The organism is Kineococcus terrestris (assembly GCF_041020755.1).
Lineage (GTDB): Bacteria > Actinomycetota > Actinomycetes > Actinomycetales > Kineococcaceae > Kineococcus > Kineococcus terrestris.
The window spans coordinates 95,757-116,625 of record NZ_JBEUEI010000006.1 but is presented as its reverse complement, the minus strand read 5'-3'; the positions used below and the strand labels follow the sequence as shown (position 1 = coordinate 116,625).

Genomic DNA, 20,869 nt, shown 5'->3' with positions numbered 1-20,869 from the left:
CCACCCGCGCGGGGCGGAGCCGCAGCGGTCGCGGGCGTCGGCCAGGTGACCGGCTCACCCGACGTCAGCGTCGTCGTCCCGACGTACGAACGGCGCGAGATCGTCCTGCAGTGCCTCGACTCCCTGGTGCGGACGACGTCCGACCTGTCGTGGGAGGTCGTCGTCGTGGTCGACGGTTCGACGGACGGGACGGCTGCGGCGATCGCAGCGCGCACCTGGCCCGTCGACGTCCGCGTCGTCACCCAGGTCAACCGGGGCTCCGCGGCGGCGCGCAACGCGGGAGCCGCCGCGTCGTCCGCGGAGTTCCTGCTCTTCCTCGACGACGACATGGTGGTCGAGCCGTCGATCCTCGACGAGCACCACCGCTGCCTCACCGCCGGCGCCGACGCTGTGGTCGGCCACATCGACGTCCACCCCTCGTCCACGCCGTCGATCCTCGTCCCCAGCCTGCGGCGCTGGAGCGTGAAGCGCAGGGAACGCCTGCTGGCCGCCGGCTCCGTCCCGCTGCAGGACATGCTGACGGGCCAGCTCAGCGTCCGGCGCGCGCTGTTCGAGGAGCTCGGCGGGTTCGACGCGGACATCACCGCCGCGGGGCGCTTCGGGGGCGAGGACACCGACTTCCTGCAGCGGCTCGTCTCCCGGGGGGCGCGGCTGCGCTTCGCTCCCGGTGCCGTGTCGCACCAGGTGTACGTCCTCACCCCCCGGGCCAACCTCGTCCAGTGGCGCGACAGCGGACGGGCGGACGTGCGCCTCGGCGCCAAGCACCCCGGGCTGGACCTGGAGATGCAGCGCCGCCACGGCAGGGACACCGCCCGCGGGCGCGTCCTGCGGGCGGTCGCCAGGGCGGCGCCGGAGGCGCTGGTGAGCAGGTCGTCCGCGACGGTGAGGTGGATGAACCCCGGGGGCCGCGGAGAGGTCGCGGCCCGCGCCGCGTTCACCGTCCTGCGCGACCTGCACTACTGGGCCGGCGCGGCGGAGGCCGCGGGGCTGGCCCCCGCCTCGTTCCCGCGGGTCCTGGCCTACCACGCGGTCGACCGGACGACCGCCGGGCCGGTGGGCGAGTGGGCCGTCGACCCGGACCTCTTCGAGCAGCAGCTGACGGCGCTCCTGCGCGCCGGGTACACCTTCCTCACGACGGCGGAGCTGGTGGCGAGCGTGGCCGGCGGGCGACGGCTCGGCCGGTCCCTGCTGCTCACCTTCGACGACGGGTACGCCAGCCTGCTGCGGCACGCCCTGCCCGTCACCCGTCGCCTGGGCGTCCCCGCGACGGTGTTCCTGGTCACCGGCGAGCTGGGAGGCACCAACTCGTGGGAGGCACCTCCGTGGGGCGGCGCCGAGGACTTGCTGGACGCCGAGGGGGTGCGCGTCCTCCTCGACGCCGGCTGGGACGTCGGCAGTCACACCCACCGGCACCGCAACCTGACCAGGCTGACCGACGAGGAGCTGACCGAGGAGCTGACCGCGCCCTTCGAGGTCCTCGCGCGCGCCGGACTGCCGCGACCGCCGGTCCTGGCGTACCCCTTCGGCGAGCACGACCACCGCGTCAGGCGAGCCGCCGCGCGGGCCGGCTACGACGTCTCGTTCGCTCTGTCGGGTCCGGCTCGGAGGCCCTCCCGGCGAGCCGTGCACGCCGTGCCCCGGATCGAGGTGCGCAGGCACCACGACCCCTCCGCGCTGCTCCGCGCGGTGGGTTCGCCCCCCCGCGCCGTGCGCGCGCGGGTGCGCGCCGAGCTGGCCGCGGTGGTCCGCGGCCTGCCGGTGCGCGCGAGCAGGCCCGGTTCCACCTCGGGTCCGCTCGCACGGGCCCCGCGGTGAGAGCTGGGGCGGTCGCGAGGGGTCAGGGCGCGTAGCGGTAGGCCACCGCCCAGTCCACCTCGACCCGTCCGACGGCCGCCGGGTCCGGCAGCGGGCCGTCCACGGTGGTCTCCGCCTGGAGCACCCAGTGCATGGAGGTCGTCGGCACCCCGCGGGTGACCGTCGCCACGGGAACGCCGTCCCACAGGAAGGTGACCCGGCCAGGAGTCCACTCGGTCGTGGCGACGTGCCAGTCGGAGGTGTCGTCCGGCGCGTAGGCGCGCGTGACCGGCAGGAAGGTCGGGGGCGTGCCTCCCGTCAGGGACCCGGCCACCAGGGACGCGGGGGACGGGCGGTCACCGAGCGCGCCGACCTCGGGCCAGTCCAGCTCGCCCTTGTTCCAGTCGTCGTCGTCGGGCCACAACAGGAAGGCGATCTTGTACCCGGGTGTCGCGGACGTGCGGAACCGGAGGCTGTAGCGGCCGTAGGTCTGCCCGTACGTGGGCAGCTTCGGCACGGGCGCCGCCACGAGGGGCCTGCTGTTCTCGGTGTGCATGTCCCAACGGAGAGCCCCGTCCCGCACGGACAGGACCTTGCCCGGGGTGTAGGTGCCCTTGTTCGAGGTGTCCAGCAGCCCGTCGTACCCCTCCCACTTCGCGCCGTAGACGGTGCCGGGGAAGGAGCCCACGGGCACGGGCGTGGTGAAGTCGTCCGCGAAGACCTGCCTCCAGCCCGGGAGGTCCCCCACGGGCATGGACGTGGCCGACGAGGAGGTCGACGGCGTGGTGGCTGTCGTCGTCGAGGGGACGGTGAACCAGCGCACGCTGCCGATGGTCCTCCACGAACCCGCGATCAGCGCGCAGGTGAAGGCCGAGTAGGTGCCGGGAGCGAACGTCCGGCTCTTGACGACGCGGGTGCTCCGGGAGGTGAGGAGGACGTTCGAGACCTTGGGGAAGTCGAGGTTCCTGCCCTGGGCGTCACGGGCGCAGACACCGAGGCGCGAGGCGAGGACGGGTGCGTCCGTCGTGACGACGGTCGTCGCCGTCGCGCTGGTGCCCGACACCGCCACCGCGGTGACCGCGGAGTAGGACACGGCGGCCTCGGCCGGTGCGGCGCCCCCGGCGAGGACGGCGACGGCGGCGAGCAGAGCGGTGACAGCGCGACGGCGGCGCACGTGTCCTCCTGGGGTCGAGCGGACGGTGTTCCCTCCCCGGTTCAGTCGGTCGGCCCTGCGAGGCCCTTGAGGCGGTGGTGACGTCTGCCTGGGGCGCAGGAGCACGACGGCCGGCGTCCTCGGCGAGGGCTAGCAGCACCGTCTCCTCACCCAGGAACCCTCCCCACCCCTCGCGCTCCGCCTAGAGTCACGTCTCGTGCACCTGCTCTACGTGACCGAAAGCGTGCCCAACAAGGACCCGGTCCACGGCGACGGCAGCTCCGCCATTCCCTACGAGGTGCTGCGCAACCTCCCCCCCGACGTCCGGGTCGACCTGGTGACCTTCGCGGGGGTCGCCGTCCCGGACGACGTGCTGCGACGGTGCGCCAGCGTGCAGTGCCTGCCGGAACGAGGACGCAGGGCCGCGCTCGCCGGTTCCGCGCTCACGCCGTTGTCCGTGGGCGGTGCGGCCCGCACCACGGTGCGCGCGCGCCGTGCGGTGCGCGCGGCGTCACGGCGTGCCGACGTGACGCTGTTGCACGGACCGCACGTCATCGGCCTGGTGCACGAGGTCTCCGGCCCCGCGGTGTTCCAGACGGTCGACCCGTGGTCGCACCAGGTGACGATGCAGGCCGCTGCGTCGTCCGGTCCGCTGGCTCGGTACCGGAGGTTCCAGGCGGCGCGAGCCCTGGAGCTCGAGCGGCGTCTGCCGGAGCACATGGCGCTGCTCACGGTGGGCCGGGGCGACGCGGAGGCGTGGAGCCGCGAGCTGGGTCGGCCGGTGACAGCGGTCCCCCTCGGCACCGACAGCGGCGGCTCCCCCTGGGCCCCGCCCGCTGGACCGCCGACCGTGTGCTTCGTCGGCAGCCTCGACTACGGTCCCAACGTCGAGAGCGTGGGCGCGCTGGTGCGCGAGATCGCCCCGCGCATCTGGGACGCCGCACCCGAGACCAGGTTCGTCCTGGCCGGGAGGCGACCGGTCCAGGCCGTCGCCGACCTCGCCGGTGACCGCGTGGAGGTCCGCGCCAACGTGCCCGACGTGAGCGACGTCTTCCGCTCGGCGCACGTGGCCGTCTTCCCGGACCGCAGCGGTCTCGGAATGCGCAACGCCGTCACCGAAGCGGTCGCCGTCGGGATTCCCGTGGTCGCGAGCGCGGTGGCCGCGCGTGAACAGCCGGCCCACCCGCTCCTGCGCGTCGCGCAGGACGACGAGGACCTCGTGCGCCTCGCGCTGAGCGCTCTGACGTCGACGGACGCGGCCGTGACGACCACCGGGACGCCGAGGACGTGGGCGGACGTCGCGGAGGACCACCTGAGGGCCTGCGAGGAGGCGTCGCGGCGGGCGGTGTGACCGCGGCGACGGACGACGTCCTCGCCGCGGTCACCGGCCCTGGGCGGGGTCGTCGATCCGCACGAGCTGCGCCGGATTGCCCCGGACGACCCCGTGGTCCGGCACGCTGTCCAGGACGAGGGCCAGCGCAGCGACCCGCGCGTGGTCCCCGATGTGGATGTCACCGACGACGACGCAGCCGGCACCGAACTCGACGTGGTCGCCGACGCTGACGACCCCCCTCTCGGAACCGTCCCGTCGGGTGCTGTTGCCGATGGTCACGCTCTGACGCAGCGTGCAATCGGCTCCCATCCGCACGCCCGGGTTGAGGACGATGCTGTGCGGGTGGAAGAGCTTCAGCCGCGGACCCACCTCGAGCTGGTGCGGCAGTTCCACGCTGAAGACCAGGGACGTGAAGAACCGGTAGGACCAGGCCACCAGGAGGCCCGGGAATCCCCACCGGCGGTAGGCCCACTGGGCCAGTCGGAACCACGCCAGCACGAGCTGCGAGTCCGGGTATCGCCGGTTGACCCGCCAGTCCTGGAAGACCCACGCGGTGAACCGCTCCGGCGGCTCGGCGGACCTTCTCCCACGCATCGTGCCTCCCGTCGCCACGTGACCCGCCGGGTCGGCCGGCAGGTGCCGTCGACGCCCTCCACCCCTGCTCACGGGCGAGGAGTGCTCCCGGGCGAGCAGCGTCGGCAGCCTAGCCTCACGGCGGTGGTGAGGTGGCCGGGACGGCGGTGGTCGACCCGACCGGGTCAAGGGGCCACCGCTCGAGGTGGCTCGCGTCGGAACGGGACCGGCCGGGACACCCCTGTGGTTCGATGAGCCGGCAGCAGGTGCACCCGGGGGCGGGTGCCGGACGTACGGAGGTGTGGCGGTGCGCGGCGGGCACGAACGGATCAGCGTCCTGATGCCGGCGCGCGACGCGGCGGCCACGGTCGAGGCCGCGGTGCGCACCACGCTGCGCGCCCTTCCGCGCGAGTCCCAGCTGCTCGTCCACGACGACGCGAGCTCGGACGGTACGGGGGCGGTGCTGGCATCGGTGGAGGATCCGCGGCTCCGGGTGCTGCGCAGCGACTCGGCCCGCGGCGTCGCCGGCGGGTTGAACCACCTCCTGGAACAGGTCGACTCGGACGTCGTCGCCCGCATGGACGCCGACGACGTGTGCCTGCCCTGGCGGTTCGCCTTGCAGTTGCGGGCCCTGCGCGCGGGTGCGGACGTCGTCTTCTCCACCGTCGTGGGCACGGGCGACGTGGGGCGCGCTCCCGTCCGCGTCGCGCCGCCGCTGCCGCTGCCCGCGGACGCCTTCGCGCTGCACCTGCTCGTGGCGAACCCCGTCGCCCACTCGACGATGCTGGGCCGCACGGACGTCCTCCGCGGGGCGGGGGGTTACCGGCCCGCTCCCGCGGAGGACTACGACCTCTGGCTGCGGCTGGCAGCCGCCGGCCACCGCCTCACCCGCATCGGCACCCCGTGCGTGCTGTACCGGTTCCACGGGGGGCAGCTCACGGCGTCCGCCGACTGGGCGCAGCGCTCAGCGTCCGACCCGGCGCTGCGAGAGGCGTACGCCGCCCTGTCCCAGCACCTCCTGGGCCGGGAACCCGTCTGGTACGGGGACCTGCGCGGCGACGGCGTCGGCGAGGACGGCCCCGCGAGGATCGAGCAGTTCACCCGTGCCGTGACGACCGCGGCCCGCGATCTGCCAGCGCTGCAGCGCCGCTTCCTGACCGCGAAGCTGCAACGGTTGCCGGGGCGCGCCCCCTGAGGGACCCCACCGCTCGGTGAGGCGGTGACGGCCGGGCCGAGCCGACTCGTCGAGCGTTCATCGCGCGGCGAGGACCCGGCTCCACGCCCGAGCGACCCAAGCCCTCTCCGGGGGCGTACCGGCGCCCGCAGACGCCCTCACACCAGGCACGAGGGCCCGAGCAGCGCCTTCAGGTCCCCGAACAGCGCCGGGCTGGGCGTCACCCGCAGCGCGTCGTCCAGGCGCATGAGGGTGCCGCCGCCCCCGGCCTTCGTCAGCCGCAGCCGCACCTCGGTCATGCCGGGGTGGGTGGTCAGCACGTCCTTGAGGCGCTCGACGACCGGCGGGGTGCACCGGGCCACGGGCAGGGACACCGTCACGGGCATGCCGTCGGTGGCGGACACGTCCGGCACGGTCAGCTCGGAGGCGTAGATGGTCGGCACGTCGTCGCGGCGGTTGACGCGCCCGCGCACGACGACGACGAGGTCCTCGGCGAGCAGCTGGGCGACGGCCGCGTACGCCTGGGGGAAGAACAGGCACTCGATGGCGCCCTCGAGGTCCTCCACCGTGACGATCGCCCACGGGCTGCCCTGCTTGGTCATCTTGCGCTGCAACCCGGTGATCATGCCGGCGATGGTGATGTTCGCGCCGTCGGGGCGGCCGTCGTCCTGGGTGAGCGCGGCGATCGAGCAGTCCGAGGCGTTGGCCAGCAGGTGCTCCAGGCCGAACAGCGGGTGGTCGGAGACGTAGAGGCCCAGCATCTGGCGCTCGTGGGCCAGCAGCTCGGCCTTGTCCCACTCGGGCAGCTCGGGGATCTCCACGGTGAACCCGCCGCCGGCGGGGCCGTCGTCGCCGCCGAGGCCGGCGAACAGGTCGAACTGCCCGATGGCCTCGTTGCGCTTGACGTCCACGACCGCGTCGACGGCGTCCTCGTGCTTGGCGACCAGCGCGCGGCGGCGGTGGCCGAGCGAGTCGAACGCGCCGGCCTTGATGAGCGACTCGATGGTCCGCTTGTTGCAGACCACCGCGGGCACCTTGGTGAGGAAGTCGGTGAACGACTCGTAGCGGCCGGAGGCCTCGCGGGCGGCGGTGACGGCGTCCACGACGTTGGCGCCGACGTTGCGGATCGCGGTCAGGCCGAAGCGGATGTCGGTGCCGACGGCGGTGAAGTTCGCGCTGGACTCGTTGACGTCCGGCGGCAGCACCTTGATGCCCATGCGCCGGCACTCGTTGAGGTACAGCGCCGACTTGTCCTTGTCGTCGCGCACGCTGGTGAGCACCGCGGCCATGTACTCGGCCGGGTAGTTCGCCTTGAGGTACGCCGTCCAGTAGGACACCAGCCCGTAGGCGGCCGAGTGGGCCTTGTTGAACGCGTAGTCGGAGAACGGGACGAGGATGTCCCACAGCGCCTTCACGCACTCCGCGGAGTAGCCGTTCTCCTTCATGCCCGCCTCGAAGCCGACGAACTCGGCGTCGAGGACCTCGCGCTTCTTCTTGCCCATCGCGCGGCGCAGCAGGTCGGCCTTGCCGAGCGTGTACCCGGCGACCTTCTGCGCGATCGACATGACCTGCTCCTGGTACACGATCAGGCCGTACGTCGTGCCCAGGATCTCCGCGAGCGGCTCGGCCAGCTCGGGGTGGATCGGGGTGATCTCCTGCTGGCCGTTCTTGCGCAGCGCGTAGTTCGTGTGCGAGTTCGCACCCATCGGCCCCGGCCGGTACAGGGCGCCGACCGCGGAGATGTCCTCGAAGTTGTCCGGGCGCATCAGGCGCAGCAGCGAGCGCATCGGCCCGCCGTCGAACTGGAACACGCCCAGGGTGTCGCCGCGCGAGAGCAGCGCGTACGTCGCCGGGTCGTCCAGCTCCAGGGAGTCCAGGTCGACCGGGTCCTTGCCGTTGAGCACGACGTTCTTCAGCGCGTCGTCGAGGATCGTGAGGTTGCGCAGGCCCAGGAAGTCCATCTTGACCAGCCCGAGCGTCTCGCACGTCGGGTAGTCGAACTGGGTGATGATCGCGCCGTCGGCCTCGCGCTTCATGATCGGGATGAGGTCGATCAGCGGCTCGCTCGACATGATGACGCCGGCGGCGTGCACGCCCCACTGGCGCTTCAGACCCTCCAGGCCGCGCGCGGTGTCGACCACGCGCACGACCTCGGGGTCGCTCTTGTACAGCTCGCGGAACTCCCCCGCCTCGGAGTACCGCTTGTGGCCCGGGTCGAAGATCCCCGACAGCGGGATGTCCTTGCCCATGACGGCCGGCGGCATCGTCTTGGTGATCCGCTCGCCCATCGCGAACGGGAAGCCGAGCACGCGGGAGGAGTCCTTGACGGCCTGCTTGGCCTTGATGGTGCCGTAGGTGACGATCTGCGCGACGCGGTCGGTGCCGTACTTCTCCACGACGTACTGGATGACCTCGCCGCGGCGGCGCTCGTCGAAGTCGACGTCGAAGTCGGGCATCGACATGCGCTCGGGGTTGAGGAAGCGCTCGAAGAACAGCCCGTGCCGCAACGGGTCCAGGTCGGTGATCTTCATGGCGTAGGCCGCCATCGACCCGGCGCCCGAGCCGCGGCCGGGGCCGACGCGGATGCCGTTCTCCTTGGACCAGTTGATGAAGTCGGCGACGACGAGGAAGTACCCGGCGTACCCCTTGGAGGTGATGACCTCGATCTCGTAGTCGGCCTGCTTGCGCACGTCGTCCGGGATCCCGGCCGGGTAGCGCTGGGCCAGGCCGCTCCAGACCTCCTTGACGAACCAGCTCTCCTCGTCCTCCCCCGGCGGGCAGGGGAAGCGCGGCATGTACGCGCCGGTGGACTCGGTGAACTCCACCTGGCAGCGCTCGGCGATGAGCAGGGTGTTGTCGCACGCCTCGGGGTGGTCGCGCCACAGGTGGCGCATCTCCGCCGGGCTCTTGAGGTAGAACTCGTCGGCGTCGAACTTGAACCGCTTGGGGTCGGCCAGCGTCGAGCCGGACTGCACGCACAGCAGGGCCGCGTGCGCCTGCGCGTCGGCGGCGGCCGTGTAGTGCAGGTCGTTGGTCGCGACCAGCGGCAGGTCGAGGTCCTTGGCCAGCTTGAGCAGGTCGTCCTGGACCCGCTTCTCGATGTCCAGGCCGTGGTCCATCAGCTCGCAGAAGAAGTTCTCCCGGCCGAAGATGTCGCGGAAGTCCGCCGCGGCGGCGCGCGCCTCGTCGTACTGGCCCAGGCGCAGGCGGGTCTGCACCTCGCCGGAGGGGCAGCCGGTGGTCGCGATGAGCCCGTCCGCGTAGCTGCTGAGCAGCTCGCGGTCCATGCGGGGCTTGTAGAGGAACCCCTCCAGGCTGGCCAGCGAGCTCATCTTGAACAGGTTGTGCATGCCCGCGGTGTTCTGCGCGAGCATCGTCATGTGGGTGTACGAGCCGGCGCCGGAGACGTCGTCGCCGGGGCGGCTGGACTGGTCGCCCCACTTCACGCGGGTCTTGTCCTGGCGGGCGGTGCCCGGGGTCAGGTACGCCTCCACGCCGATGATCGGGTTGACGCCGTGCTTGCGGGCGGTCTTCCAGAAGTCGTAGGCGCCGAAGACGAAGCCGTGGTCGGTGGTGGCCAGTGCCGGCATGCCCATGGCCGCCGACTCGCGGAAGAGGTCGTCGACCTTGGCGGCGCCGTCGAGCATCGAGTACTCGGTGTGGACGTGCAGGTGGACGAACGAGTCCGCGCTGGCCATGCGAGGCGCCTCCTGAGCGGTGCGGGTGGTGCGGGTCGAGCACGTGGAGCGGGTCGTGCGGGCGCCGGCGGGGCCGGCGCGACCCGTCGATCGTAGGCGCCGCCCACGACACCGGCGGGCAGCCTCGCCGGGGCCCACCGGGCGGTCACGCTCAGTCGGCGAGCCGCTCCAGCGCCGTGGCCAGGTCGGCCGGGTAGGGGCTGGTGAACTCGACCGGCCGCCCCGTGCCCGGGTGCTCGAAGCCCAGCCGGACGGCGTGCAGCCACTGGCGCGACACGCCCAGCCGCTCGGCCAGGACGGGGTCCGCGCCGTAGGTCAGGTCACCCACGCACGGGTGGCGCAGCGCCGCGAAGTGCACCCGGATCTGGTGGGTGCGCCCCGTCTCCAGGTGCACCTCGACCAGGGCCGCGGCCCGGAAGGCCTCCTGCACCTCGTAGTGCGTGACGCTCGGCTTGCCGTCGGCGGTGACCGCGAAGCGCCACGCGCTGCCGGGGTGGCGCCCGATGGGCGCGTCGATCGTGCCGCGCAGCGGGTCCGGGTGGCCCTGCACGAGCGCGTGGTAGACCTTCTCGACCGTGCGCTCCTTGAAGGCGCGCTTGAGCACGGTGTACGCGGCCTCCGTCTTGGCGACGACCATCAGGCCGCTCGTGCCCACGTCGAGGCGGTGCACCACGCCCTGGCGCTCGGCCGCGCCGGACGTCGCGACCGCGTACCCGGCGGCGGCCAGGCCGCCGACGACGGTGGGCCCCTCCCAGCCGGGGCTGGGGTGGGCGGCCACCCCGACCGGCTTGTCGACGACCACGAGGTCCGCGTCGTCGTGCACGACGGTGAGCCCCTCGACGACCTCGGGCACCACGACCGGCGCGGACGGCGGGTCGGGCACCTCCACCTCCAGCCAGGCGCCGGCGCGCACGCGGTCGGACTTGCCGACGGCGACGCCGTCGACGAGGACACCGCCCGCGGCGGCCACCTCCGCGGCGCGGCTGCGCGAGATCCCCAGCAGGCGCGCCAGGGCCGCGTCGACGCGCTCGCCCTCCAGGCCGTCGGGCACGGGCAGGCTGCGGACCTCAGGCACCCGTCCTCCCGCGCTCGCGGCGGGAGGGCTCCCGGGTGCCGTCGAGGTTGACCCCGCGCAGGCCCAGCAGGGCGATGAGCACGGCCGCGGCCACGATGGCGGAGTCCGCCACGTTGAAGATCGGCCAGTTCGGCAGCTCGAGGAAGTCGACGACGTGCCCGCGGCCGAAGCCGGGCTGGCGCAGCAGCCGGTCGGTCAGGTTGCCCGTCGCCCCCGCCAGGAGCAGGCCCAGCGCCAGCGCCCACGGGCCGCTGCGCAGCTTGCGGGCCATCCGGACCACCACGACGACCACCGCGGCGGCCACGAGGGTGAAGACCCACGTCATGCCGGTGGCGAGGCTGAAGGCGGCGCCGGGGTTGCGGATGAGGTGCAGCTGCAGCAGCTCGCCGACGAACGGCTGCGGGACACCGGGCTCCAGCTCGGCCACGGCCAGCACCTTGGTCAGCTGGTCCGCCGCGTACACGAGCAGGGCGATCACGAACAGCGCCCCGGTGCGGCGCGGGCGCGCGGGGGCGGCGGGCCCGGCGTCCGAGGGCTGCGCCGGGTCGGTCGCGTCCGCCGCGGCCGGGCGCGCGCCGGCGGGGACCTCGGGGTCGTCGGGGCGGGCCGCGTCGGGGCCGGGGATCTGGCTCATCGCCCCCCGATCCTCCCACGGGGCCGGGGGCGACCCGGTGCGGGCCGGGCGCCCGGGACGCCCGGCCCGCGCCGCTCCTCAGCGCCGCTCGGCGCGCGCCTTGCAGCCGACGCAGAGGGTGACCCGCGGGAACGCCTGCAGCCGGGCCTTGCCGATGGGGCCGCTGCACGACTCGCACGTGCCGTAGGCGCCGGAGGCCAGGCGCACGAGGGCGCGCTGGGTCTGCTCGAGCAGGTCGCGGGCGTTGTTGACGATCGTCATCTCGTGCTCGCGCCCCGCCGTGGCGGCGCCGTGGTCCACCTGGTCGTCCCCGGCGCCCTCCCCGCCGGCCGACACGAGCGCGGAGAAGGAGGAGGTGGCCGCGGCCACGTCGGCGCTCAGGCGCACCACCTCCGCGTCCAGCTCCGCGCGCACCCCGTCCAGCTCCTCCGGCGTCCAGGCGTCCTCGGACGCGGCCACCGGCAGCTCGCGCACGGCCTCGGCGCGGCGGCGGGCGCCCGAGCGCGCCGCCGCGCGGGCGGTCGTGCGCACCGCCGGCGCCCGCCCCGCCGCCGCGGGTGCCCCCGCCGTGCCCGCCTCCTGCACCGCCACGTCCTGCGTCATGGTCCCCCCTCGTCGCGCGACCCCCTGCCGCGTGCGGGTGAGCGTAAGGACAATGACTCCTAGTGAGCAAGCGGAAACGGAAAGTCACTCACTCGGGGCCGGGCGGAGCACGGACGGACCAGCGTCAGCGGGCGACGGCGTCGTCCGGGACGGCGCGCGGACTGCGGCGCAGCTCCGTCAGCTGCGTCGTCATGAAGTCCTCCAGCTGGCGCCGGTAGGCGTCCTCGCGCCCGTGCAGCTGGCGCAGGGCGGCCTCGAGCCGCTCGCGCCGGGTCTCCAGGTCGCCCAGCGTCCGGTCGCGCTGCTCCTCGGCGTCGGCGACGACGCGGGCGGCCTGCTCCTGCGCGGAGGACACCAGGGCGTCGCGCTGCTGCTCGCCGTCGCGGACGTACTCGTCGTGCAGGCGCTGGGCCAGGGCGATCACGCCGGCCGCCTGCGTCGCGGCGTCCGGCGCCCCGGTGCCGCGCTCGGCGACCGGCGCGGCCGCAGCGGCGGAGGCGGCGGGCGCGGCGGACGGGAGGGCGGCGGCGTCCTCGGAGGCCGCGCTGCCCGCCCCGTCCTCGCGGACGTCCGGGACGGCGGCGGCCGCGGTGACCCCGCTGACCCCGCCGTCGCGGGGAGCGGCGTCGGCGACGGCCGCGGCGGGCGCGCGACCGCTCCCGTCACCGGACAGCTCGGCCACCTGCTCGCGGCACCCGTCCAGCTGGGCGCGCAGCTCCTCGTTCTCCGCGTTCAGGCGGCGCAGCTCGGCGACCACCTCGTCGAGGAAGTCGTCGACCTCGTCCTGCGCGTACCCCTCGCGCACGCGGGTGGGGTTGAAGCGCTTGTTGACGACGTCTTCCGGACTGAGCGGCATGGCAGGGCCTCCACCGTCTCGGCCGCCCCCGGCGGACGGCGGACCTCGTCACCGTAGCGGAGCGGCACCCGCGCGCCCGGGAGGCCGCGGCGGCGCGGGACGGGCGCGATCAGGCGACGGCGGCCATGCGCTGCAGCACCGACAGCAGGATCGAGCAGGCGATGGCCAGCACGAGGAAGGCCAGGTCGAGCTGGACGGCGCCCAGGCGCAGCGGCGGGATGACGCGCCGGAGTGTCTTCAGGGGCGGGTCCGTCACCGTGTAGACGGCCTCGGCGAAGACCAGCACCGCACCGCGGGGGCGCCACTCGCGCGAGAGGGCCTGCACCCAGTCCAGCACCAGCCGCCCGATCAGGCAGAGGAAGAAGATCAGGACGACGAGGGCCAGGAACGAGAAGAGCGCGGACACCCGGTCATCCTGCCTGACGGACGGTGGTCGTAGAGGTCGTCACGTCGGCGCAACGCCCCGCAGGACCCGCGGGTTCCGGCCGCTCACCCGTCCGGCGGACCTCACGACTGGTTGAAGAAGGTGCGCTCCTGGGGACGCTCCTCCTCCTGCGAGGCCACCTCGACGTTCTGCGGCGACAGCAGGAAGACCTTGTTGGTGACGCGCTCGATCGAGCCGTGCAGCCCGAACACGAGGCCGGCGGAGAAGTCCACGAGCCGCTTGGCGTCGCTGTCGCTCATGTCCGTGAGGTTCATGATGACCGGCACGCCGTCGCGGAAGCTCTCCCCGATGGTCTTGGCCTCGTTGTAGGTGCGGGGGTGGATGGTCGTGATGCGGTGCAGCTCCGGGCCGCTGGACTGCTGGACCACGTGGGCCACCTGCCTCCTGATCGGGGTCACCTGACCGGTGGTCTCCGCGCGCGCCGGCACCTCCGCGGGCTCCTCGCGCACGCGGTGCTCGACGCGCACCTGGTCGCGCGGCTCGCTGCGCACCTCGCGCACGGGCTCGGTGCGCGCTCGGGTGGCCTCGGGCTCGTCCTCGGCGTAGCGGTCGTCCTCGGCGAGGCCGAGGTAGACCATCGCATTGCGCAGCGCGCCGGCCATCGCAGGCTCCTCGAGTGCTCGTCAGCTGGTGGTGCACGGTTCTTCTGCCGGGGCCGACCGGGGGCGGGCGGCTGCCCGGACGTTACCGCGGCGCCGGGCGCGGGCCGAGCACCGCGCTGCCGACACGCAGGTGTGTCGCCCCCGCCGCCACGGCCTGCTCCAGGTCGCCGCTCATGCCCGCCGACAGCCCCGTCGCCGACGGGTGCTCGCGGCGCAGCGCGAGGGACAGCTCGTGCAGGACCGCGAAGGCGCGGGCGGGGTCCGCGTCCCGGGGCGCCACGGCCATGAGGCCCGCCAGGCGCAGCGCGTCCGCGGCCGCCACGGCCTCGGCCAGGGCGGGCACGTCGGCGGCCGGCGCTCCCCCGCGACCCGGGTCGGCGTCGTGCCCCAGCGCCGGCGCGAGGTCCACCTGCAGGAAGACCTCCAGCCGGCGCTGCGCGTCGTGCGCGGCGCGGTCCAGCGCCCCCACCAGGCGGGCGCGGTCCACCGAGTGCACGGCCGTCGCGTAGCGGGCGACCGAGCGGGCCTTGTTGGTCTGCAGCTGGCCCACGAAGTGCCAGCGCGGCGCCGCGGACCCCAGCCGCGCGGCCACGTCGGCGGCCTTCGCCGCCGCCTCCTGGTCGCGGTTCTCCCCCACGTCGCCCACTCCGAGCCCGACCAGCTCGAGCACGTCGCCGGCCGGGAAGTGCTTGGTCACCACGACCAGCGTCAGCTCGCCCGGGTCGCGGCCGGCCGCGCGGGCGGCGGCGTCCACCCGCCCGCGCACCGCCGCCAGGCGCTCGCGCAGCTGGGCGGCGCGGTCGGCGGGGGCCCCGCCCCCGTCCGGACCCGCGCTCACGGCGCGCCGGGCGCGGTCAGGACGACCGCGCCGCCGGAGCGGCCGGTCGTCCCGGAGCGCCGGTAGGAGAACAGGTCGGGGTCCTCGACGGTGCACCCGCCGACGCGCGCCACGTCGCCCGCGGGCACGCCCGCCGCCGCGCACTGCGCGAGGACACCGGCCGGGACGTCGACAGCCGCTGTGCCCCAGCGGGTCCGGGCGCGGGCGGCCGGCACGGCCGAGGCCACCGCGGCCGCCATCGCCTCCGGCACCTCGTAGCAGGCCCCGCACACCGAGGGGCCCAGGCGCACCAGCGGGCGCCGCGCTCCCAGGTCCCGCACCGCCGCCAGCAGCGCGGGCACGACACCGGCCACCAGACCGGGGCGCCCGGCGTGCGCGACGCCGACCACACCGGCGTCCGGGTCGGCGACCAGGACGGGCACGCAGTCGGCGACCACCACGGCCAGCGCGACGCCCGGGTCGGTCGTCACGAGGGCGTCGGCCTCCGGCGGGCGGGCCGCCAGCCGCTCGGCGTCCGCGGCGCGCACGTGGACGACGTCCGCGCCGTGCACCTGCGTCGGCACGAGCAGCGCGCGGGCCCCCAGGGCGCGGCGCAGGACGTCGCGGTGCCGGGCCACCCGGTCCGGGTCGTCGCCGACGTGCGCGCCGAGGTTCAGCCCGGCGAAGGGCCCGCCACCCGGCTCGCCGCCGGCCCGGGTCGTGAAGCCGCCGCGCACCGCCGCCGGCAGGCCCGCGTCCAGCAGGGGCGCGGGCACGGCCGGTCCCCGGGTCGCGGTGCCCGTCGCGGTGGCGTCCGGCGTCACTTCAGGAAGTCGGGGACGTCGAGGTCCTCCTCCTCGACCCGGCCGCGGCCGGGACGGCGGGTGGCGCCGGCGCCGTCGTTGGGCAGCTCGATGATGCGCGGCACCTGCACCGGGTCCTCGCCGGGCACCACGTGCGGCGCCTGCTGCTGCGCGTACGCGGGCTGCTGCGGCTGCTGCTGGGCCGGCTGCTGCTGCGGCGCCTGCTGGCCGTAGTGCTGCGGCTGCTGGGCCGGCGGCGCGTAGTGCACGGGCTGCTGCTCGGGCGCGGGCGCCTGCTGCGGGGCCTGCTGGGGCGCCTGCTGCTGGGGGGCGGCCTGCTGCTGCCACGCGTCCTGGCGGCTGCTGCGCGGGGGCACGGCGGCCGCCTGCGGCACCGCGCTGCCCTGGGGCGAGCGGCCCGGCGCCTGCTGGCCCAGGGCGCGCTCGTCGCGGCGGCGCACCGGGCTGCCGCTGTCGAAGCCGGCGGCGATGACGGTCACGCGGACCTCGTCGCCCAGGGCGTCGTCGATGACGGCGCCGAAGATGATGTTGGCCTCGGGGTGCGCGGCCTCCTGCACCAGGCGGGCCGCCTCGTTGATCTCGTACAGGCCGAGGTCGGAGCCGCCCTGGATGGACAGCAGCACGCCGTGGGCGCCGTCGATGCTGGCCTCCAGCAGCGGCGAGGAGATCGCGCTCTCGGCGGCCTGGATCGCCCGGTCGTCGCCGCGCGCGGAGCCGATCCCCATGAGGGCGCTGCCGGCGCCCTGCATGACGGACTTCACGTCGGCGAAGTCGAGGTTGATCAGGCCCGGCGTGGTGATGAGGTCGGTGATGCCCTGCACACCGGACAGCAGCACCTGGTCGGCCGACTTGAAGGCGTCGAGGATGCTGACCTGCTTGTCGCTGATCGACAGCAGCCGGTCGTTGGGGATGACGATGAGGGTGTCGACCTCGTCGCGCAGCTCGGCGATGCCCGACTCGGCGCTGTTGGCGCGGCGGCGGCCCTCGAAGGTGAAGGGGCGGGTGACGACGCCGATGGTCAGCGCGCCCAGGGAGCGGGCGATGCGGGCCACGACCGGCGCGCCGCCGGTGCCCGTGCCGCCGCCCTCGCCGGCGGTGACGAAGACCATGTCGGCCCCCTTGAGGACCTCCTCGATCTCCTCGGCGTGGTCCTCGGCGGCCTTGCGGCCGACCTCGGGGTCGGCGCCGGCGCCGAGACCGCGGGTGAGCTCGCGGCCGACGTCGAGCTTGACGTCGGCGTCGCTCATGAGCAGCGCCTGCGCGTCCGTGTTGACGGCGATGAACTCGACGCCCTTGAGGCCGACCTCGATCATCCGGTTGACCGCGTTCACCCCGCCGCCGCCGACGCCGACGACCTTGATGACCGCTAGGTAGTTCTGCGGAGCTGCCACGTCGAGTGCCTCTCGCCTCTTTCGCCGATGCCGTGCGTCGCCCCGGGAGGACCCGGACCGTTCCTTCAACCTTCACCCTCAGGTAGAGGGTCAACGTTATGTCATGTTCTGCTGGTGGAGGACCGTAGGGATCCGCGGGCTCCACGTGCAACCGCCGCCCCGGCGTGTCGCCGAAGGACTTGCCGCAGGACACCGGATCGGCACAACCCGCGGCCTCGACCCTCGACCGGCGGTCGAGGGTCAGGAGACCGCCGGGACGTCGGGCGCCGACACGTCCACGCGCTGCGCGGAGGCGATGTCCTCCTCCTGGAGCATCCGCTGCAGGACCTCCGCCTTGCGCTCGGGACGCTCCGCACCGCCCCACAGGACCTCCGGGCCCTCCCGCAGCCGCAGCAGCACCTCGTCCGGCGAGCGGGCGGAGATGTCCGCGACGCGGTCGCGCACCGCGGCCGGCAGGGACGCGTTGACGTCCAGCGCCGCCTGCAGCGAACCCGGCAGCGCGGTCACCACGTCCACGCTGACGAGCGGGACGCCCGGCGGCGGCACCGGCTCGGAGACCAGCACCCGGCCGGCGCCGTCCACGAGGTCGACACCCCCGTCGCGGCTGGGCACGGCCGCCACGGCCTGGCGCTCGGCCACCTCGACGACGAGCGTGCCCGGCCACTCCCGGCGCACCCGCGCCGACTCCACGAGCGGCAGGGCGCCCACCTCGGCGGCCAGGGAGCTCGCGGGGACGACCGCCAGCGGGCGGCCCACCTGCGCCTGCGCGATCCGCTCGACGAGCACCACGTCGGTGCGCGCCGTCCCGGTCACCCGGACCTGCTCCACCCGCAGCCAGGGCGAGCCCAGCAGGACCCACCCGGCCAGCCCGACGAGCGCCGCGAGCGGCAGCACGACGGCGAGCAGGCGGCGCGCGCGGCGGGCGCCGGGACGCCGCGCGGGCAGGTCGGCGACGCGGTCCGGGCGCCGGGCGTCCGCGGCCGGGCGCACCGTGCCGCTGCCCCGCCCCGCGCCGCCCCGGGCGCGCGCGTCCGCACGGGCGTCCCGGCCGGCGCGCTCGTCCCGGCCCGCGCGGACCCGCCCGGGAGCACCGGCCGGCCGCTCCTCGGAGGCCGGTGCCGGGCGCGGTGCCCGGCGGGCGGCGGGCGCGCCCGCGGACGGCCGGGCCGGGCTCGCGCCGCCGGCCGCGCGCACGGCCCGCCGGCGCCGGGCCGGCCCCTGCACGGCGCCGGGCGGCGGGACCAGCTGGGAGGCGTCCAGGGCGTCGCCGCGGGCGGGGCCCGCCGGGGAGCCCGGCGCCGGGCTCGCGGGAGGGGTGCGGGGTCGGGTGGGGCGCGCCACTACGCCTCCCCCGGGCCGGCGGCCAGCCGCGCCAGCACGCGCGGCCCCAGCCGGGTGACGTCGCCCGCGCCGACGGTCAGCAGCAGGTCGCCCGCGCGCAGCAGGCCGTCCAGCAGCTCCAGGGCGTCGTCGGCGCCGGGCACGTGGTGGACGCTGTCCGCCGGCAGCGGCACGGCATCGGCCACCAGCGCCCCCGTCACCTCCGGGTCCGGGTCCTCGCGGGCGACGTAGACGTCGAGGACGAGGACGACGTCGGCCAGCGCCAGGGCCCGGGCGAACTCGCCCGCGAAGGTGCGCGTGCGGCTGACCAGGTGCGGCTGGAAGACGACGACCACGCGCCCGTCGCCCGCGACCGGCCGCGCGGCGCGCAGGAGGGCCTCCACCTCGGTGGGGTGGTGGGCGTAGTCGTCGACCACGCGCACCCCGCGCGCCTCGCCCTTGCGCTCGAAGCGGCGCCGCGCGCCGCCGAAGGAGGCGAGCCCGGCCAGCACCCCCTCGGCGGGGGCGCCCAGCCAGCGCGCGGCCGTCCAGGCGGCGGCCGCGTTGAGCAGGTTGTGCTCACCGGGCACGGCCAGCCGCAGCGCGTGGGCGCCGTCGCGGTCGTGCAGGAGCGCGGTCGGCTCGGCGCCGCCGGTGACGTCGCTCAGGCGGACGTCGGCGTCGGCGGCGCGCCCGTAGGTCAGGACCGCCCGGCCGTCGCGGCGCACGTCCCCGGCCAGCGCCCGCGACCCCGGGTCGTCCGCGCAGGCGACGAGGACGCCGCCGGGCAGCACGCGGGCGGCGAAGTCGGCGAAGGCCGCCGTGACGGCCTCCGCGGTGCCGTAGTGGTCCAGGTGGTCCGGCTCGACGTTGGTGACCACGGACAGGACGGGGGCGTAGGCGCGGAACGAGCCGTCGGACTCGTCCGCCTCGGCGACGAAGACGTCGCCGGTGCCCTCGCGGGCACCGCCGTCGCTGCCGCCGACCAGCTCCCCGCCCACGGCCGAGGACGGGTCCAGGCCCGCGGCGCGCAGCGCGACGACGAGCATCGAGGACGTCGTCGTCTTGCCGTGGGTGCCGGCGACGGCCACGCCGCGCCGGTCGGCCATGAGGGAGGCCAGCGCCTCGGAGCGGTGCAGCACGCGCAAGCCGCGCCGGCGCGCCTCGACGAGCTCGGGGTTGCCCGGCCGCACGGCGGTCGAGACGACGAGCGTGTCGCCGGGACCCAGGTCGCCCAGGTGCGCGGCGTCGTGACCGACGTGCACGCGGGCGCCGAGCGCGCGCAGCCCGTCCAGGACCTCCGAGCCGGCGGCGTCGCTGCCGGAGACCTCGAGCCCGCGGGCGAGGAGCAGGCGCGCCACGCCCGACACGCCCGCGCCGCCGATCCCGACGAGGTGGACCCGGCCCAGCGCGGCGACGGGCACGGGCGCGGCGGTGCCGGGCGCGCCGCCGCCCGGGCGCGCCTCAGCCACGGACCGGCTCCTGCGCCCCGGAGGCCGCGGCCTCCACGAGGTCGGCCAGGCGCTCGGCGCCGTCGTGCACGCCGGAGGCCGCGGCAGCGCGCGCCGCGGCCGCCCGGCGCTCGCCGTCCACCAGCAGCGGCAGCACCCGCTCGCGCACCACCGCGGCGTCGAAGCGGGCGTCGTCCACGAGCTCGGCACCGCCGGCGGCGACGACGCCCTCGGCGTTGCGGCGCTGCTCGCCGTTGCCGATCGGCAGCGGCACGTACACCGCGGGCAGGCCCAGCGCCGTCAGCTCGGCGACCGTCCCGGCCCCGCTGCGGCAGACCACGAGGTCGGCGGCCGCGTAGGCGGAGGCCATGTCGTCCAGGTACTCGCGCACCAGGTAGCGGGAGCGGTCGACGCCGGCCGGCAGCGGCACCGCCTTGCCGCGGCCGCTGGCGTGCAGCACCTGCGCCCCGGCGGCCAGCAGGTCCGGCGCCGCGTCGGGCAGCACCTGGTTCAGGCGCTGCGCGCCGAGGGAACCGCCCGTCACCAGCAGGGTCGGCGCGTCGGGGTCGAGACCGAGGGCGCGCCGGGCCGCGGCGCGCCGCTGCGCGCGGTCGGGCGCGGCGGCCAGGTCCGTGACCTCCCGGCGCAGCGGCATCCCGGTGCGCACCGCCCCCGGCAGCGGGGTGCCGGGGAAGGTGACGGCCACGGAGCGGGCCCAGCGGGCCCCGAGCCGGTTGGCGACACCGGGCAGGGAGTTCTGCTCGTGCACGACGACGGGGACCCCGGCGCGGCGCGCGGCCAGGTACGCGGGAACCGCCACGTACCCGCCGAACCCCACGACGACGTCCGCGGACGAGCGGGCCAGCGCCTCCGAGGCGGCGGCCACGGCCGCGCGCAGGCGTCCCGGCAGGCGCACCAGGTCCAGGGACGGCTTGCGCGGCAGCGGGACCCGCGGCACGACCGCGAGCTCGTAGCCGCGCTCGGGCACCAGCCGGGCCTCCAGCCCCTCGACCGTGCCGAGCACGAGGAAGCGGGCACCGGGCCGCCGGGCGCGCAGCGCGTCGGCCGTGGCCAGCAGCGGCGCGACGTGACCGGCGGTCCCGCCACCGGCCAGCAGGACGGACAG

General features: G+C 75.6%; 18 protein-coding genes. 3 read left to right on the top strand and 15 right to left on the bottom strand.

Annotated elements, in window-relative coordinates; all coding sequences use genetic code 11:
* Positions 1-45: 45 nt before the first annotated feature.
* A complete protein-coding gene (locus tag AB8M62_RS05895) occupies positions 46-1,815 on the top strand; it encodes a glycosyltransferase (RefSeq protein ID WP_369068931.1) in 1,770 nt (589 codons plus the stop codon).
* Positions 1,816-1,837: 22 nt separating this feature from the next.
* Here the strand turns inward: AB8M62_RS05895 and AB8M62_RS05890 are convergent, their stop codons facing one another.
* Positions 1,838-2,968: a glycoside hydrolase family 16 protein gene (locus AB8M62_RS05890; protein ID WP_369068930.1), complete on the bottom strand. Its 1,131-nt coding sequence runs from the start codon at positions 2,966-2,968 to the stop codon at positions 1,838-1,840.
* 196 nt (positions 2,969-3,164) lie between these two features.
* Between AB8M62_RS05890 and AB8M62_RS05885 the strand changes: the two genes are divergently transcribed.
* Positions 3,165-4,298 carry a glycosyltransferase gene (locus tag AB8M62_RS05885; protein ID WP_369068929.1) on the top strand — a complete coding sequence of 378 codons (1,134 nt, stop codon included), beginning with the start codon at positions 3,165-3,167 and terminating at the stop codon, positions 4,296-4,298.
* Positions 4,299-4,328: 30 nt separating this feature from the next.
* On the opposite strand, the gene AB8M62_RS05880 is transcribed toward AB8M62_RS05885, so the two are convergent.
* The gene (locus AB8M62_RS05880; protein WP_369053507.1) at positions 4,329-4,874 is read right to left on the bottom strand and encodes a serine acetyltransferase; all 546 of its coding nucleotides are present in this window, start codon (positions 4,872-4,874) and stop codon (positions 4,329-4,331) included.
* A 319-nt stretch (positions 4,875-5,193) separates the two neighbouring features.
* On the opposite strand from AB8M62_RS05880, the gene AB8M62_RS05875 reads away from it, so the two are divergent.
* Positions 5,194-6,048 (top strand): glycosyltransferase family 2 protein, encoded by an 855-nt coding sequence (locus AB8M62_RS05875; protein WP_507237568.1) that lies wholly within the window; start codon positions 5,194-5,196, stop codon positions 6,046-6,048.
* Between the two features lie 137 nt (positions 6,049-6,185).
* On the opposite strand, the gene dnaE is transcribed toward AB8M62_RS05875, so the two are convergent.
* The 13 genes from dnaE to murG all read right to left on the bottom strand — a co-directional run bounded on the left by dnaE (position 6,186) and on the right by murG (position 20,869).
* On the bottom strand, positions 6,186-9,725 hold the full coding sequence (dnaE, locus tag AB8M62_RS05870; protein ID WP_369068927.1) for a DNA polymerase III subunit alpha: 3,540 nt from the start codon (positions 9,723-9,725) through the stop codon (positions 6,186-6,188).
* A gap of 151 nt (positions 9,726-9,876) precedes the next feature.
* Positions 9,877-10,800: an RluA family pseudouridine synthase gene (locus AB8M62_RS05865; protein WP_369068926.1), complete on the bottom strand. Its 924-nt coding sequence runs from the start codon at positions 10,798-10,800 to the stop codon at positions 9,877-9,879.
* Positions 10,793-11,434: a signal peptidase II gene (gene lspA, locus AB8M62_RS05860; protein ID WP_369068925.1), complete on the bottom strand. Its 642-nt coding sequence runs from the start codon at positions 11,432-11,434 to the stop codon at positions 10,793-10,795. Before lspA ends, AB8M62_RS05865 begins: the two co-directional genes overlap by 8 nt.
* Positions 11,435-11,512: 78 nt before the next feature.
* Positions 11,513-12,037 carry a TraR/DksA family transcriptional regulator gene (locus AB8M62_RS05855; protein WP_369068924.1) on the bottom strand — a complete coding sequence of 175 codons (525 nt, stop codon included), beginning with the start codon at positions 12,035-12,037 and terminating at the stop codon, positions 11,513-11,515.
* A 124-nt stretch (positions 12,038-12,161) separates the two neighbouring features.
* Entirely contained in the window at positions 12,162-12,893 is a 732-nt protein-coding gene (locus AB8M62_RS05850) for a DivIVA domain-containing protein (protein WP_369068923.1), read from the bottom strand.
* 109 nt (positions 12,894-13,002) lie between these two features.
* Positions 13,003-13,299, bottom strand: coding sequence for a YggT family protein (locus AB8M62_RS05845; protein ID WP_369068922.1), 297 nt, complete (start codon positions 13,297-13,299; stop codon positions 13,003-13,005).
* 101 nt (positions 13,300-13,400) lie between these two features.
* Positions 13,401-13,940: a cell division protein SepF gene (locus AB8M62_RS05840; RefSeq protein WP_369053517.1), complete on the bottom strand. Its 540-nt coding sequence runs from the start codon at positions 13,938-13,940 to the stop codon at positions 13,401-13,403.
* A gap of 82 nt (positions 13,941-14,022) precedes the next feature.
* A complete protein-coding gene (locus AB8M62_RS05835) occupies positions 14,023-14,778 on the bottom strand; it encodes a YggS family pyridoxal phosphate-dependent enzyme (protein ID WP_369068920.1) in 756 nt (251 codons plus the stop codon).
* Positions 14,775-15,533 (bottom strand): purine nucleoside phosphorylase YfiH/LACC1 family protein, encoded by a 759-nt coding sequence (locus tag AB8M62_RS05830; RefSeq protein WP_369068918.1) that lies wholly within the window; start codon positions 15,531-15,533, stop codon positions 14,775-14,777. Before AB8M62_RS05830 ends, AB8M62_RS05835 begins: the two co-directional genes overlap by 4 nt.
* A 44-nt stretch (positions 15,534-15,577) precedes the next feature.
* Positions 15,578-16,972 (bottom strand): cell division protein FtsZ, encoded by a 1,395-nt coding sequence (gene ftsZ / locus AB8M62_RS05825; protein WP_369053523.1) that lies wholly within the window; start codon positions 16,970-16,972, stop codon positions 15,578-15,580.
* A gap of 240 nt (positions 16,973-17,212) precedes the next feature.
* The gene (locus AB8M62_RS05820; protein WP_369068917.1) at positions 17,213-18,313 is read right to left on the bottom strand and encodes a cell division protein FtsQ/DivIB; all 1,101 of its coding nucleotides are present in this window, start codon (positions 18,311-18,313) and stop codon (positions 17,213-17,215) included.
* Positions 18,313-19,764, bottom strand: coding sequence for a UDP-N-acetylmuramate--L-alanine ligase (gene murC, locus AB8M62_RS05815; protein WP_369068916.1), 1,452 nt, complete (start codon positions 19,762-19,764; stop codon positions 18,313-18,315). Before murC ends, AB8M62_RS05820 begins: the two co-directional genes overlap by 1 nt.
* Positions 19,757-20,869 (bottom strand): undecaprenyldiphospho-muramoylpentapeptide beta-N-acetylglucosaminyltransferase, encoded by a 1,113-nt coding sequence (gene murG / locus AB8M62_RS05810; RefSeq protein ID WP_369068961.1) that lies wholly within the window; start codon positions 20,867-20,869, stop codon positions 19,757-19,759. The genes murC and murG overlap by 8 nt, the downstream gene beginning before the upstream one ends.